The sequence below is a fragment of the Pseudomonas sp. HP_01 genome (assembly GCF_055284355.1).
The window spans coordinates 144,040-158,466 of sequence record NZ_JBTOPV010000023.1; the positions used below are offsets into that span (position 1 = coordinate 144,040).

General features: G+C 63.1%; 10 protein-coding genes. 5 read left to right on the plus strand and 5 right to left on the minus strand.

Annotated features, from left to right (window positions below; all coding sequences use genetic code 11):
* Positions 1-4: 4 nt before the first annotated feature.
* The 4 genes from ACYAR8_RS14310 to xylB all read left to right on the plus strand — a co-directional run bounded on the left by ACYAR8_RS14310 (position 5) and on the right by xylB (position 4,600).
* Positions 5-997 (plus strand): ABC transporter permease subunit, encoded by a 993-nt coding sequence (locus tag ACYAR8_RS14310; RefSeq protein WP_074884833.1) that lies wholly within the window; start codon positions 5-7, stop codon positions 995-997.
* A 64-nt stretch (positions 998-1,061) separates the two neighbouring features.
* The gene (locus tag ACYAR8_RS14315; protein ID WP_074884830.1) at positions 1,062-2,003 is read left to right on the plus strand and encodes an ABC transporter substrate-binding protein; all 942 of its coding nucleotides are present in this window, start codon (positions 1,062-1,064) and stop codon (positions 2,001-2,003) included.
* A gap of 26 nt (positions 2,004-2,029) precedes the next feature.
* Positions 2,030-3,028, plus strand: a complete 999-nt coding sequence (locus ACYAR8_RS14320) for a LacI family DNA-binding transcriptional regulator (RefSeq protein ID WP_463580229.1) — start codon at positions 2,030-2,032, stop codon at positions 3,026-3,028.
* 87 nt (positions 3,029-3,115) lie between these two features.
* On the plus strand, positions 3,116-4,600 hold the full coding sequence (xylB, locus tag ACYAR8_RS14325) for a xylulokinase (protein ID WP_463580230.1): 1,485 nt from the start codon (positions 3,116-3,118) through the stop codon (positions 4,598-4,600).
* Between the two features lie 290 nt (positions 4,601-4,890).
* On the opposite strand, the gene ACYAR8_RS14330 is transcribed toward xylB, so the two are convergent.
* The 4 genes from ACYAR8_RS14330 to ACYAR8_RS14345 all read right to left on the minus strand — a co-directional run bounded on the left by ACYAR8_RS14330 (position 4,891) and on the right by ACYAR8_RS14345 (position 10,233).
* Positions 4,891-7,122, minus strand: coding sequence for a xanthine dehydrogenase family protein molybdopterin-binding subunit (locus tag ACYAR8_RS14330; RefSeq protein ID WP_463580231.1), 2,232 nt, complete (start codon positions 7,120-7,122; stop codon positions 4,891-4,893).
* 14 nt (positions 7,123-7,136) lie between these two features.
* The gene (locus tag ACYAR8_RS14335) at positions 7,137-8,120 is read right to left on the minus strand and encodes an FAD binding domain-containing protein (protein ID WP_463580232.1); all 984 of its coding nucleotides are present in this window, start codon (positions 8,118-8,120) and stop codon (positions 7,137-7,139) included.
* Positions 8,120-8,791 (minus strand): (2Fe-2S)-binding protein, encoded by a 672-nt coding sequence (locus ACYAR8_RS14340; protein ID WP_463580233.1) that lies wholly within the window; start codon positions 8,789-8,791, stop codon positions 8,120-8,122. Before ACYAR8_RS14340 ends, ACYAR8_RS14335 begins: the two co-directional genes overlap by 1 nt.
* 377 nt (positions 8,792-9,168) lie before the next feature.
* On the minus strand, positions 9,169-10,233 hold the full coding sequence (locus ACYAR8_RS14345) for an NAD(P)-dependent alcohol dehydrogenase (RefSeq protein ID WP_463580234.1): 1,065 nt from the start codon (positions 10,231-10,233) through the stop codon (positions 9,169-9,171).
* A gap of 376 nt (positions 10,234-10,609) precedes the next feature.
* On the opposite strand from ACYAR8_RS14345, the gene ACYAR8_RS14350 reads away from it, so the two are divergent.
* Positions 10,610-13,441: a sensor domain-containing phosphodiesterase gene (locus tag ACYAR8_RS14350; protein ID WP_463580301.1), complete on the plus strand. Its 2,832-nt coding sequence runs from the start codon at positions 10,610-10,612 to the stop codon at positions 13,439-13,441.
* A 21-nt stretch (positions 13,442-13,462) separates the two neighbouring features.
* Here the strand turns inward: ACYAR8_RS14350 and ACYAR8_RS14355 are convergent, their stop codons facing one another.
* Positions 13,463-14,407, minus strand: coding sequence for an alpha/beta hydrolase (locus ACYAR8_RS14355; protein ID WP_463580235.1), 945 nt, complete (start codon positions 14,405-14,407; stop codon positions 13,463-13,465).
* Positions 14,408-14,427: the final 20 nt, after the last annotated feature.

A 14,427-nucleotide genomic window follows, 5' to 3' on the forward strand; every position in this document is an offset into this window, starting at 1 on the left:
GGCCATGAGTCTGCCCCTGGAAAACTCGCCATCCGTTGCCGCCATCAGCAAGCGTGAACGCGTGCGCGAATTGATGCGTACCGTTGGCATGCTGCCAGTGCTGATTCTGTTGCTGATCGGCTTTTCGCTGATGACTGACACCTTCATGAGCTGGCAGAACCTGTCGATCATTACCCAGCAGGCCTCGGTCAACGTGGTGTTGGCGGCCGGCATGACCTTCGTGATTCTGACGGCGGGCATCGACCTGTCCGTGGGCGCGATTCTCGCGGCTTCCGCGGTGGTCGCCCTGCAAGCTTCGATGTCACCGCAGTTCGGCATGCTCGGCATCGCTGCTGGCGTCGGTTTCGGCCTGCTGCTCGGGCTGGTCAATGGTGGCCTGATTGCCTTCATGCGCCTGCCGCCGTTTATCGTCACCCTCGGTGCGCTGACGGCGATGCGCGGCCTGGCGCGTCTGCTCGCCGATGACAAAACCGTGTTCAACCCTGACCTGCCGTTCGCCTTTATCGGCAACGATTCGGTGCTCGGCGTGCCGTGGCTGGTGATCATCGCCGTGGCGGTCATCGCGGTCTCGTGGTTCATCCTGCGCCGCACGGTGATGGGCGTGCAGATCTACTCGGTGGGCGGCAATCCCGAAGCGGCGCGCCTGTCCGGGATCAAGGTATGGAAGGTGTTGCTGTTCGTCTACGCGGTCTCCGGCGCACTGGCCGGGCTCGGCGCCGTCATGAGCGCCTCGCGCCTCTTCGCCGCCAACGGCCTGCAACTGGGCCAGTCCTACGAGCTGGACGCCATCGCGGCGGTGATCCTCGGCGGCACCAGTTTCACCGGCGGCGTCGGCACCATCGGCGGCACCCTGATCGGCGCGCTGATCATCGCGGTGTTGACCAACGGCCTGGTGCTGCTGGGCGTTTCCGATATCTGGCAATACATCATCAAAGGCATCGTGATCATCGGTGCGGTGGCGCTGGATCGTTATCGCCAATCCGGTGCACGAACCTGATCCAACGCTGTATGGCTGCATGCGTTTCAACGAAGAATCCAACAATAATCACAAGAGAGAACCCATGAACTTCAAACGCAAATTCCCCGCTGTCGTGTCCCTGTGCCTGGCCGCGTTGCTGTCCCAGGGCGTTGAGGCCCGCGAGCTGAAATCCGTCGGCATCACCCTGGGTTCCCTGGGCAACCCGTATTTCGTCACCCTGGCCGACGGCGCCAAGGCCAAGGCCCTGGAGCTCAACCCCAATGTCAAAGTGACCTCTGTCTCCGCCGATTACGACCTGAGCAAGCAGTTCTCGCAGATCGACAACTTCATTGCCTCCGGCGTCGACCTGATCCTGATCAACGCCGTGGACCCGAAGGCCATTGCCTCGGCGGTCAAGAAGGCTCAGGCCGCCGGCATCAAGGTCGTGGCCGTGGACGTCAGCGCTGCCGGCGTCGATGCCACCGTGCAGACCGACAACGTCGAAGCGGGCAAGCTGGCCTGCCAGTTCATCGTCGACAAGCTGTCGGGCAAGGGCAATGTGATCATCCAGAACGGCCCGCAGGTGACGGCCGTGACCGACCGTGTGGCGGGCTGCAAGTCGGCCTTCGCCGCGGCGCCGGACATCAAGATTCTCTCTGAGGATCAGGACGCCAAAGGCTCCCGCGAAGGTGGCCTGAATGCAATGCAGGGTTACCTGACCCGCTTCCCGAAAATCGACGGCCTGTTCGCGATCAACGACCCTCAGGCCATCGGCAGTGACCTGGCGGCCAAGCAGCTGAAACGCAGCGGCATCGTCATCACGTCGGTGGACGGAGCGCCGGACATCGAGCAGGCCCTCAAGGCCGACACCTTGATTCAGGCCTCGGCCAGCCAGGACCCGTGGGCCATGGCGCAGCAGGCGGTGGTCATCGGCAATGACCTGCTCAACGACAAGAAGCCGGCTGAAGCGGTCACCCAGCTGACGCCGAAACTGATCACCCGCGACAACATCGGTTCCTACAGCGGCTGGTCCAGCAAGCACTGAGACGCAGGCCTGAAGGAGTCGGCGCAGTGATCAAGATGGAAGACGTGGCGAAGCGGGCGCGGGTGTCGACGTCAACCGTTTCCCACGTGCTCAACGGCACGCGCAAGGTCAGCGACAAGACGGTGGAAGCGGTGCAGCGGGCGGTTCAGGACTTGGGCTACATCCCCAACACCCTGGCGCGCTCGCTGGCCCGTTCGCGCACCAATACCATTGGCGTGGCGATCTCGGCGCTGTCCAATCACTATTTCAGCGAGACCGTGCACGCCATTGAAACCGAATGCGCGCGCCACGGCATCATGATGTTGTTCGTCGACACCCACGACGATCCCGCCCAGGAACTGCGCGTGGTTCAGGCGCTGCACCACCGACGTGTGGACGGCATTCTGCTCGCGCCGTCCAGCGACCCGGAGCAGGCCGCGTTGGCCTACCTGCGCAGCAACGCGATTCCCAGCGTGCTGGTGGACAGAATGGCGGTCGAGGGTTTCGATCAGGTCGGCGTCGAGAATCGCCAGGCCACCTGCGAGCTGGTCGCTCATCTGATCGGTCACGGTCATCGGCGCATCGGCATGATCGCCGGGCATCGCGGCCTGAGCACGACGGAAGAGCGGATCGAGGGCTACCGACAGGCGCTCGTCGAGGCTGATCTGCCGTGGGATCCGCAGTTGCTGATCGACGGCGAGTCGAACAGCGAATCCGCACGGGTCGCCACGTCCGCACTGCTGCGCCTGAATACGCCGCCTACGGCTATTCTGGCGGCGAATAACCTGATGACCATTGGCGCCATGCACGCCTTGCGTGAGGCCAACATCCATGTGCCCGAGCAACTGGCTCTGGTGGGTTTTGATGATTTCGACTGGGCGGATTTTTTCTTGCCGCGCTTGAGCGTGATTGCTCAGCCGGTGGAGGCCCTGGGCGCGCGGGCGGTGCAGTTGCTGTTACAGCGCATCGATGATCCCGAGGGCAAACGACTGTCGGAGCGACTGGCGCCGACCTTACGCATTCGCAATTCGTGTGGGTGCCCTTGAGGGTCCGCTGCAAATCACCGGATTTTCAGCCACCGAACGCTCAAGCACCGAACGCTCAAGCACCGAACTTTCAGGAACCGAATTTTCATGAATCACCTTGTTTCCCTGGGTATTGACCTCGGCACATCCGAGCTCAAGGCCATTCTCCTGGATGGCGAAGGCGTGGTGCTGGCCCAGGCCGGTGCGCGCGTGGAAGTCAGCCGCCGGCAGTCGGGCTGGTCGGAGCAGAACCCGGCCGATTGGTGGCAGGCCTGCCTGTCTGCGCTCGGGCAGTTGCGGACGAACGATCCTCAGGCATGGGCGCGGGTCGGCTGCATCGGTTTGTCGGGGCAGATGCACGGTGCAGTCATGTTGGATGCGGCGGAGCAGGTGCTGTATCCGGCGATTCTCTGGGACGACTCCCGCGCTGTGCTTCAGGCGTCGCAGTTGAACGAAGACTTTCCGGATTACGCCGACATCACTGGCAGCCTGGCCATGGCCGGGCTCACCGCGCCGAAGCTTCTGTGGATGCAGCAGCACGAACCGCAGGTGTTCGCGCGCATCACCAGCGTGTTGTCGCCGAAGGATTACCTGCGTTTGCTGCTGACCGGCGAGCAGGTGAGTGACATGTCCGACGCCGCCGGCACGTTGTGGCTCGATGTGGCGAAGCGCGAGTGGTACGCGCCGATGCTCCACGCCACCGGGCTGACCACCGAGCAGATGCCCCGGTTGCTGGAGGCCGATCAACCGTCGGCCGGGCTGAGTGCCGAGGCAGCGCATGCGTTGGACTTGCCGCTGGGTCTGCCCGTGGCCGCAGGCGGTGGCGACAACCCGGTTTCCGCGGTGGGCATCGGCGCGATCAACGCCGGTGATGCGTTCGTCACCCTTGGCACCAGCGCGGCGATTGTTGCGATCACGGATCATCCTGCGGGCAACCCGGCGAGCGCCGTGCACAGCTTTTGCCACGCGTTGCCTCAGCGCTGGTACACCATGGGCGCGATGCTGGCCGGGGCGAGCTGCCTGCGCTGGGTCACCCGCTTGTTGGGTCAGCCTGATGAGCAGGCGTTGCTGGATATGGTTCACGCGCAATTGCCGGTGGATAAGCCTGTGGCTGTTTCCAGTCCGCTGTTTCTGCCTTACCTCGCAGGCGAGCGCACGCCCCACAACGACCCGCTGTTGCGCGGCGGATTCATGAACCTGGCCCATGGCAGCACGCCCGCGATGCTGGGTTATGCGGTGCTTGAAGGCGTCGGGTTCGGGCTGCTGGACGCGATGAACGCCACGTTGTCCGCCGGGGCCACGGTCAACGCCTGCGCCCTGGTGGGCGGCGGGGCTCGAAGCGAATACTGGGCGCAGTTGCTGGCCAACATCCTTGATCGCGAGGTGTACACCTTGCAGGGCAGCGAACTCAGCGCGTGCATTGGTGCGGCGAAGCTGGGGTTTGTGTCGATCGGGGAGGGAGCTGAGTGGCTGAAGCGGGGGATGGCGGTGAAGGCCCGGTATCAGCCGATGCCGGTGGTGCAGGAAGCTTTGAGCGCGCGTTATGGGAAATTCAAAGGACTGCTGAGCGCCGCGCAGGGATTGCGTGCCTGACAACATGATGATCGAAGATCATCAAATCAAAGGCCTCCCGGCTAAAGCCGGTCCCACTGACTGCATGCAGTGAGTAATGATCGTTCCCACGCTCCGCGTGGGAATTCATACCATGACGCTCCGCGTCAGCTTTGGGACGCGGAGCGTCCAGTGCGGCATTCCCACGCGGAGCGTGGGAACGATCAATCAAAATAAGCCGGTCTACAGCCGGTCCCACTGACGGCATGCGGTGCTTCAGTGGGACCGGCTTTAGCCGGGAAGAGGACGGTCAGGGCGCTGGAATGTCCGGCTCAGACCTTCATCGTCGGCGGCAACTCCATCAATTTATCCAGCGTAATAGGCAAATCCCGAATGCGTTTGCCGGTGGCGTGGGAAACCGCGTTAGCCACCGCTGCCGCCAGCCCGGTAATCCCGATTTCGCCAATCCCCCGAGCGCCGAACTCGTTTAGCTCCAGGTCCGGGTAGTCCAGCAGGATCACGTCGATCTCCGGCTGGTCGGCGTGCACCGGCACCACGTATTCGGCGTAGTTGTTGTTCACCGGCATGCCGTTGCGCTCGTCGAAGTCCGTCGCTTCAAACAGCGCCATGCCGACGCCCATGACGATCGCGCCTTCGACCTGATTGAGGGCGGTTTTCTGGTTGATCACCTTGCCCACGTCAATCGCACTGACCACCCGCGAAACCCGCAGCCGCGAGATGCCCGGGTCCCAGCGCACTTCGACGAAATGCACGCCGAACGAGCGGAACGAATGCTTGCTGGTGTCGTTCATGCCGGTCTTGGCTTCACCGAAAGCGCTGGCCTGCTTCTGCGCCTTGAGCACGTCGGCGATGGCAAAGGTCTTGTCGCCGCTTTTCAACTGACCCTGCTCGAAGCTCACCTGATCGGCCTTGATCCCGGCAAACACGCCCTTGGGCGCGGTCGAGAACGCTTTCAACTGTTCCACGGCCTGGCGAGTGGCTTCGGCGATGGCCGGCAGCACGCTCGCGGTCGCCCATGAGCCGCCCGACACCGGCGCCGGCGGGAACGATGAATTGCCCAGCTCGACGTCGATCTTGTCCAGCGGGATGCCGGTGATGCTGCTGACCACTTGAGCCACGATGGTGTACGTGCCGGTGCCGATGTCCTGCACCCCGCAAATGGCCCACGCCGTGCCATCGGCGCGCAGTGCGACTTGCGCCTCGGCGGGAGTGCGATAGGCGTCCCAGTTACAGGCAGCCATGCCGTAGCCGATGATCTCGGTGCCGTCCTTCATCGAACCCGGCGTCGGATTGCGTTTGCTCCAGCCAAAGCGCTCGGCGGCCTTGTCGATGCATTCCTGCAGATGATTGCTCGACCACGGCAGGTTCTGGCTCTCGTCGCGTTCGGAGACGTTGAGCTTGCGGAACTCAAGCGGGTCCATGCCCACTTTATCGGCCATCTCGTCCATGGCCGATTCCAAAGCGAACAACCCCGGCGCTGCACCCGGCGCGCGCATGGACGTCGGCGTCCCGCGGTTAACCTCAATGATCTTGTGGGTGACCAGCACGTTCGCGCAGCTGTAGAGGCTCTTGGTCGAGGTGCCGCAGTTTTCCTTGTACGGGTCGGTAAACGAAGTGGTGTTGATCGACTCGTGGCGCACCGACAGCAACTTGCCCTTGTCGTCAGTTGCCAGGCGCATGCGCTGACGGGTTTCCGGACGATGGCCGGTGGTGGTGAACATCTGCTGGCGGGGCACGACCAGTTGCACCGGCCGCTTGAGCATCTTGGCGGCGGCGCAGGCGGCGACCGAATGGGGCCAGATCCACAGCTTGCTGCCGAAGCCCGAGCCAATGAACGGCGCACGGACCTCGACCTTCTCCGGGATCATGCCAAAGATTTTCGCCAGGGAATTGCGGTGGGCAACCACGCCCTGGGTCGCCTCGTAAACGATCAGGCGCCCGTCCTCCCAACTGGCGACGGTGGCGTGCATTTCCATCGGGTTGTGGGTTTCGACGGGGGTCGAGTAGGTGGCGTCGATGCTGTGGGCAGCAGCGTCGAATGCAGCGGCGGCATCACCCCGGGTATGGTTCGGACTGCCGTCCTGCAAGGCGCCGGCTTTCAGGCCTTGTTCGAGGTTGGCGACCGCGTCGGTCTTGCTGTAGCTGACTTTGATCTTGTAAGCCGCTGCCCGGGCGTGCTCGAAGGTATCGGCCACCACCAGGGCAACGAACTGACCGGCGTAATACACGGTGTCGTCTTCGAACGGCAGGCGGCTTTCATCGGACTTGGCTGCCTTGAGGATCTGCGCGAAGGACATCGGCAGCGTCGAGTTGTGATAGAGCGCCGGGAAGTTGCCGTGGTGCAGAATCTCCAGCACGCCCGGCGATTTGCGCGCGGCGTCCAGTTCCAGACCGGTGATTTTGCCGCTGGCGACGGTGCTGAACACGCCGTAGCCGTAGGCCATGTTTTTCAGGTGATGGTCGGACGCGTACATCGCGCTGCCGGTGACCTTACGCTGGCCATCGATACGGCGGGGTGCCGAGCCAATCATTGCATCAGTCATGGTGAATCCTCCGGTCAGGCGTTCAAGGTGCCGAGATTGCGCACGATGGCCTGCTGCCCCAAGGCGATCTTGTAGGCGTTGTGGCGATAGGCTTTGGCGCCCTTGAGGGCGATGGCGGCGACTTTTTCGAGGGTCTGCGGGGTCAGGGTCTGGCCTTTCAACGCCTGTTCGGCTTCGACTGAACGCCAGGGTTTGGTGCCGACGCCGCCGAGGGCTACCCGCGCGTCACGAACGGTGTTGCCGTCCATGACGACGATCACCGCGCTGGACGCCAGGGCGAACTGGTAAGAGGCGCGATCGCGCAGTTTCAGGTAAGCGGACTTATTGCCGGCCAGCGGCGCGGCCAGCACCACATGGGTGATCAACTCATCGTCCAGCAGCGCGTGTTCTTTCCACGGCGTCGCACCGGGCAGCAAATGGAAGTCGGCGAAATCAACGCTGCGCTTGCCCTTCGGGCCCTGCACCTCGACGGTCGCACCAATGGCGACCATCGCCACGCACATGTCCGAAGGGTGGCTGGCGATGCACTGGTCGCTGGTGCCGAGCACCGCGTGCACGCTGCGATTATGCCCGTCGATAGCGGCGCAACCCGAGCCCGGTTCGCGCTTGTTGCAGGGCGAATAGCCGTCGCGGAAATAGTTGCAGCGTACCCGCTGCATCACATTGCCGGCTGTCGTGGCCTTGTTGCGCAACTGAGTGGTGGCGCCGGACAGCAACGCCTGGGACAGCACGGCATAGTGCTCGACGATGTGCGGGTGATGGGCCAGTTCGGTATTGCTGACCAGCGCACCGATGCGCACGCTGCCGTCGTTCTGCACTTCGATCTGCTTGAGGGAGAGGTGATTGACGTCGATCACCTGATCGGCCGGCATGATGTCGAGCTTGACCAGATCCAGCAACGTCGTGCCGCCGGCGAGGAAGAACGTGGTCGGGCTTTTTGCGTGGGTCGTCACGGCCTGTTCGACGCTGTTGGCGCGCACGTAATCAAAGGCTCTCATCAGCTCACCTCCTGGACTTTGATGCGCGCCGACTGGATCGCCGCGAGGATGTTCTTGTACGCGCCGCAGCGGCAGATGTTGCCGCTCATGGCTTCACGCACGCTGTGATCGTCGGTGCCGATATTCTTGTCTTTCAACAACGCCGCCGCGCTCATGATCTGCCCGGAGGTGCAATAGCCGCACTGGTAGGCGTCGTGTTCCCAGAAGGCTTCCTGCACCGGGTGCAACTTGCCGTTCTGCGTCAGGCCTTCGATGGTGGTGATGTCGTCGCCTTCGTGCATGGCTGCGAGGGACAGGCACGAATTGATCGCCACGCCATTCACGTGAACCGTGCAGGCGCCGCACTGGCCGTGGTCGCAGCCTTTCTTGGTGCCGGTCAGCTGCAGGCGATCGCGCAGCACATCCAGCAGTGCGGCGTTGGCCGGCAGGTTCAGGGTGTGGGCCTGGCCGTTGACCTTCAGGGTCATGCGCCGCTCGTCGGCCGCCGGTGGGTCGAGGTCATCGGCGACGGCGGCCTGGGCTTCCAGCGCCTGGGTCCAGATCGGCGCCGTCGCGGCAGCGAGGCTGGACACGCCGATGGATTTCAGAAAGTTACGGCGGGAGGGGACGGTGAAGGCCTTGAGGTCACAAGACACTTCTTGTTTGTTGGGGCGATCAGGCTGATCGGTCATGAACGGGTTCCTCGTCAGCGTTGGGTCAACCTGGCGGCCGACGGTGGGCGGACGCACGGGCAGGGACGGCAGGTGGAGCGGCTGGAGCGATGGCGATTCTCAAAGCGACGGCAGTCTTCAACGATAACCAATGGACAGGCACTGCATTGCGTTGAATCCGGGCATGCACTTGTGAGTCGTTTTCTCTAATCCATGGCGCTTGTGTCAGCGGCGAGGGCTGGCGTCTTGTCGGGATCAGTAAAAGCAGGCAGTGCTGGCCATGGCTCAAGGGTTGTGACCGAGGCACCGGGGGATGGTTGCCGATTTTTCTCGAGCGGAAAAATCACAGGATGTTACAAGTGCCCGGGCCGCTGCATCCGGCCCGGGAACGTTTAGCGTCAGGCGGCCGACGCTTCTTCTTTGAGGGTCGCCATGTCGATGACAAAGCGGTACTTCACGTCACCCTTGATCATGCGCTCGTAGGCTTCGTTGATGTCCTTCATGTGGATCATCTCGATGTCGGAGACGATGCCGTGCCTGGCGCAGAAATCCAGCATGTCCTGGGTTTCCTGAATGCCGCCGATCAGCGAGCCGGCGATGCTGCGGCGTTTGAAGATCAGGTTGAACACGCCTGGCGAAGGGTGCGGCTGATCCGGCGCGCCCACCAGGGTCATGGTGCCGTCGCGCTTGAGCAGGTTCAGGAACGGATCAAGGTTGTGCGGCGCCGCCACGGTGTTGAGGATGAAATCCAGCTGATTGGTCTGGGTGGCCATTTCATCAGGGTTTTTCGACACGATGACTTCATCGGCGCCCAGGCGCAGGCCGTCGTCACGCTTGTTCGGCGAGGTGGTGAACAGCACCACGTGGGCGCCCATGGCGTGGGCGATCTTCACCGCCATGTGACCGAGACCGCCCAGCCCGACAACGCCGACCTTCTTGCCCGGGCCGACCTTCCAGTGGTGCAGCGGCGAGTAGGTGGTGATCCCGGCGCACAGCAACGGCGCGACGGCGGCGAGGTTGTCGCTGTGGGAAATCTTCAGGACGAACTTTTCTTTCACCACGATCTTGTCGGAGTAGCCACCAAAGGTGTTCTCGCCGCCAAACACCGGACCGTTGTAAGTGCCGGTGAAGCCGTTCTCGCAATACTGTTCTTCACCTTCTGCGCAGGACGCGCAGTGCTGGCAGCTGTCGACCATGCAGCCGACGCCAGCGAGGTCGCCGACCTTGAAGTGGGTGACGTTGGCGCCGACTGCGGTGACCTTGCCGACGATTTCGTGGCCCGGCACCGACGGATACAGGGTGTTGTTCCATTCGTTGCGCGCGGTGTGCAGGTCCGAGTGGCAGACGCCGCAGAACAGGATGTCGATCTGCACGTCATCGGCGCCCGGCTCGCGGCGCTCGATCTGCAACGGGGCCAGTTTGTCAGTGGGTTTTTGCGCGGCGTAGCTGTAAGTCTTGATCATTGGGTGATCATCTCCAGTGGGGCAAAAAGACGGGTAACAGCAATCAGTGACAGGCGAGGACGTTCAAAGGTCAATGCCGAAACATGAAACCGTTCCCGCCGGCTGTTTGACGAGCTGTGCGAAGCGGACTGTGTAGACAGAGTGCCGGGTTCAATCTTTCAATTTGCAGGCCGCTATAGGGCCGTGCGGCGGGTAATTCCAACAAATGTCGTGGAATACGGTTTTTTCGTCGTGAATAGACCGCAAATGCGAATATGGCGCTTGCAACCTTCTGTCACACCCAATGAAGATAGCGCAGTCCGACGCTGGCAATGGAGCGCCCATGAATTCCCCACTATCGACCCTGGCCGGGTACACGCCGATTGCCGACGAGCGGATGCCTGTACCCGTCGAAGAGGGCGCTCTGGCCGTGGGTGGATTGAGCGGGGAGAGTTCGCTGGACGCCTTGCTGCGCGCTGCCCGTCAGGCCGCGCCGGCATTGAGTTGGGCCGCTTACCGCGCCGGCCAGCAAATGTATCTGCTGGGCCAGGGCTGTTCCGCCACGGACTGGCCGACCTTGATACCCCGTGAGGAGTTCGACGGCTATTGCCGCAAACACCATTTGCAGCGCTGGGTGACCGGTCATGGCGAGTCCGCCCTGGGCTGGCTGCTGATGCCGGACGTGCAGTGCGACGATCCGTTTTTCGCCGAGCTGGCCGGACGCCTCGGCCTGCGCCTGCAGACCGATGCGCTGGCACGGGCACAGGCGACCCAGCGGGTGCTCTATGAAATCACCTACCTGGCCAGCTCCACCCGTGACCGCTCGGCGTTTTTACAGGGCGTGCACAAGCAGCTCTCGACCCTGATCGACGCGGAAAACTTCTACCTGGCGCTGTACGAAAGCCACAGCGGCAAGATCACTTACCCCTATTACATCGACATCACTGACGTCGACGCCCTCGAAGCGGAAACCTACGAGTTTCTCGATCCCGAGCGGCTGTCCATGACCGGTTATGTGCTGACCACCGAGCAGGCGTTGTTCGTCGATGCTGCCGCCATCGAGCGGGCGAGGGCGCTGGATCGCTTCCACTGCGTGGGCCATCGCCCGGAATTCTGGATGGGTGCGCCGCTGAAAAACGCCTCCGACGACGTGTTCGGCATGCTGGCGATGCAGGTGTATGACGTCGCCCGGGTCTACAGCGTCGAGGATCAAGAGCTGTTTCTGGTAGTGGCTCGCCACGTGGCGATGGCCCTGGACCGCATCCTGCATCGCGCCCAACTGGAAGAAACCGTCGCCCGCCGCACCCTTGAGCTGTCCCGCCTCAACGACGCCCTGCGCAACGAAGTCGCTGACCGCGAACGCGCCGAGCACTTGCAGAGCGCCCTGTTCCAGATCACCGAGTTGTCGAGCCAGCCCGGCGACATGACCGATCTGTTCAAAAGCCTGCACGGCATCGTTGGCGAACTGCTGTTTGCCCTTAACTTCTATATCGCGCTGTTCGACGACGCCACCGGCGAGGTGACGTTTCCCTACTATGTGGATGAACGCCTGACCCGGCGACCCGATCCGCGCCGTGGCGAGCGCGGCTTTACCGAATACGTCATCCGCCAGCGCCGGCCGTGCCTGATCGACGGCGCCGAGGCGCGCTGGCTGGAAAGCATCGGCGAGATCACCCTGCAGAACGAGGTCAACCGGTCCAGTTCGTGGCTGGGCATTCCGTTGTTCGACGGCGACGTGGTGCGGGGCGTGCTGGCGGTGCAGAGCTACACCTCCCATGTCAGCTACTCGTTGCGCGATCAGGAGCTGCTGACCTTCGTGTCGCGTCACATTGACACGGCACTGTCCCGGCGCAGCGCCGCCGAGGCCATCCACACCGCCAATCTGCGTCTGGAAGCCCGGGTTCAGGACCGCACCCGGGAGCTGGACTATGCCAATGCCAAGCTGCAACACGAAAACGCCCACGACGCGCTGACCGGCCTGCCTAACCGCAGCCAGTTGCAGCAGCGCCTGAGAAACGCGTGGGAGAAATTCTGCGAGAAGGGCGAGGAGCTGGCGGTGATGTTCATCGACCTCGACCGCTTCAAAATGGTCAACGACAGCCTCGGCCATCATTCGGGTGATCTGTTGCTGATCCAGGCTGCCGATCGGCTGCGCCACTGCATGCGCGACGGCGACTTGCTGGCGCGATTGGGCGGCGATGAATTCGCCGTGCTGGCCTATGCCGCGCCGCCGGACGTCACCGTGGCGATCGCCGAGCGCATTCTGCTGGCCTTCGACGTGCCGTTCTACATCGACGGCCACGCAGTGTTTTCGTCGTGCAGCATCGGCGTGGTCGGTGCCGATCTGCAGTTTCACAGCGAGCCGGCGGATTTGCTCCGCGACGCCGACACGGCCATGTACCGGGTCAAGAACGCCGGGCGCGACAGCTACGCGGTGTTCAACCAGGAGGTGCGCCGCGAGGTGTCCGACCAGATGGAGCAGGAGACCGCGCTGCGCAATGCCCTCAAGTGCACCGACGAACTGGTGCCGTATTTTCAGCCGATCATCGATGTCGCCAGCGGCCGGATTCTGGCCCTCGAAGCCCTGATTCGCTGGCGTCAGGCCGATGGCCGGATCATCGCGCCGGGGCAGTTTCTGCCGGCGCTGGAGGGCTTGCGCCTGATCGGCCGGCTGGACCTCTACATGCTTCAGCAGGTGGTGGTGATCCTCGCCCATCCCGATCACGCGCACTGGCCGACGGTGCACGTCAACTGCTCCAGCTACAGCATCACCCGCCCGGAGTTTTCCAGCGAAGTCCTCGGTTTGCTCAGTCAGCATGGCGTTGCGCCGTCGCGCATCTGTCTGGAACTCACCGAAGGCGCGCTGGTGGCCGAGCCGGAGCTGGCGCGTCAGGCCATGAAGCATCTGGCGGACAACGGCGTGTCGGTGGTCCTCGATGATTTCGGTGCCGGGTTCTCGTCCCTCAGTTACGTGCATCAGTACCACTTCAGCGGGTTGAAAATCGACAAGTCGTTCACCCTGGAACTGACCACCAGCACCCGCAGCCGGGCCATCGTTCGCGCCATTGTGCGCATGGCCGAATCCCTGGGGCTGACGGTGGTGGCGGAGGGCGTTGAAGACGCCGCGACTCTGGAGCTGCTGCGGGAAATGGGCGCGGGTCAGGCCCAGGGTTATTACTTCTCGATGCCGGTGCCCCAGGACAGGCTGGATTTGAGCGCGTTGCTTTAGAAAGCTGCCCCGCAGGACGGATCATAGCCCCAGCATTTTCCTCAGCGCGCGGACGACATCCGTCTTGCACTGCTCTGTCACGCCGCCCGGGTGCAGATCGAACATGTGCGGCACGCCGGGATAAATGTGCAGCTCGACGGGCACGCCGCTGCGAGAGAGATGGCCCGCGTAGGCCATGTCTTCATCCACGAACAGATCCAACGCACCGACAGCGATGAAGCTCGGCGGCAGGTGGCTGAGGTCAGTGGCCAGCGCGGGAGAAAACAGCGCCGCCTGCTCATCGTTGCAGAGGTACTCGCCGCGGTAGCACTGCCAGCAGAATTGGTTGGCCTCCCGTGACCAGCTGAACGTACCGGTGCCGGGGTTTTGCACGGGTGCATCGGCGGTGCCGGTGCGAGGGTCGAGCATGGGATAAATGAGGACCGAGCCGGCGACGGAAATCTCGCCACGGTCCCGGGCAAGCAGTGTCAACGCCGCAGCAAGTCCGCCGCCCGCGCTGTGCCCCATGATTGCAATGCGGCCAGGATCGACGCTCAGCGCAGCATGCTCTCGGTGAAGCCATTCAAGTCCGCGATAGCAGTCCTCCAGCGGCGCGGGAAACGGATGCTCCGGCGCGAGCCGATAATCGACGGCGACGATCACGGCGCCCAACTCAATCGCCAGATCCGCCAAGTAGTCGTCGGCCATTTCCGGGCAACCCAGCACGTACCCGCCGCCATGCACGTAGAGAATCGCGGGGAGGTCGTGGGCATCAGCGCTTTTCCCAGGTCGGTAGAGGCACAGCCGCAGTGTGTGGGCGGCTGCGGGCTGACTGACCCAGTGCTGTTCACCGCGCGCAAGTCCGGCAGGTTTGAAGGTGGCGTGGATACGTGTGCGAATGTCGGCGAGCTGGCTCAGCGTCCATTCGCTGGACACTTCGTCGCGAAAGAAGGGGTACTCGGGATCCAGCAGTTGGTCGGGGTCCACGAATAATCTCCTGGGCGAAG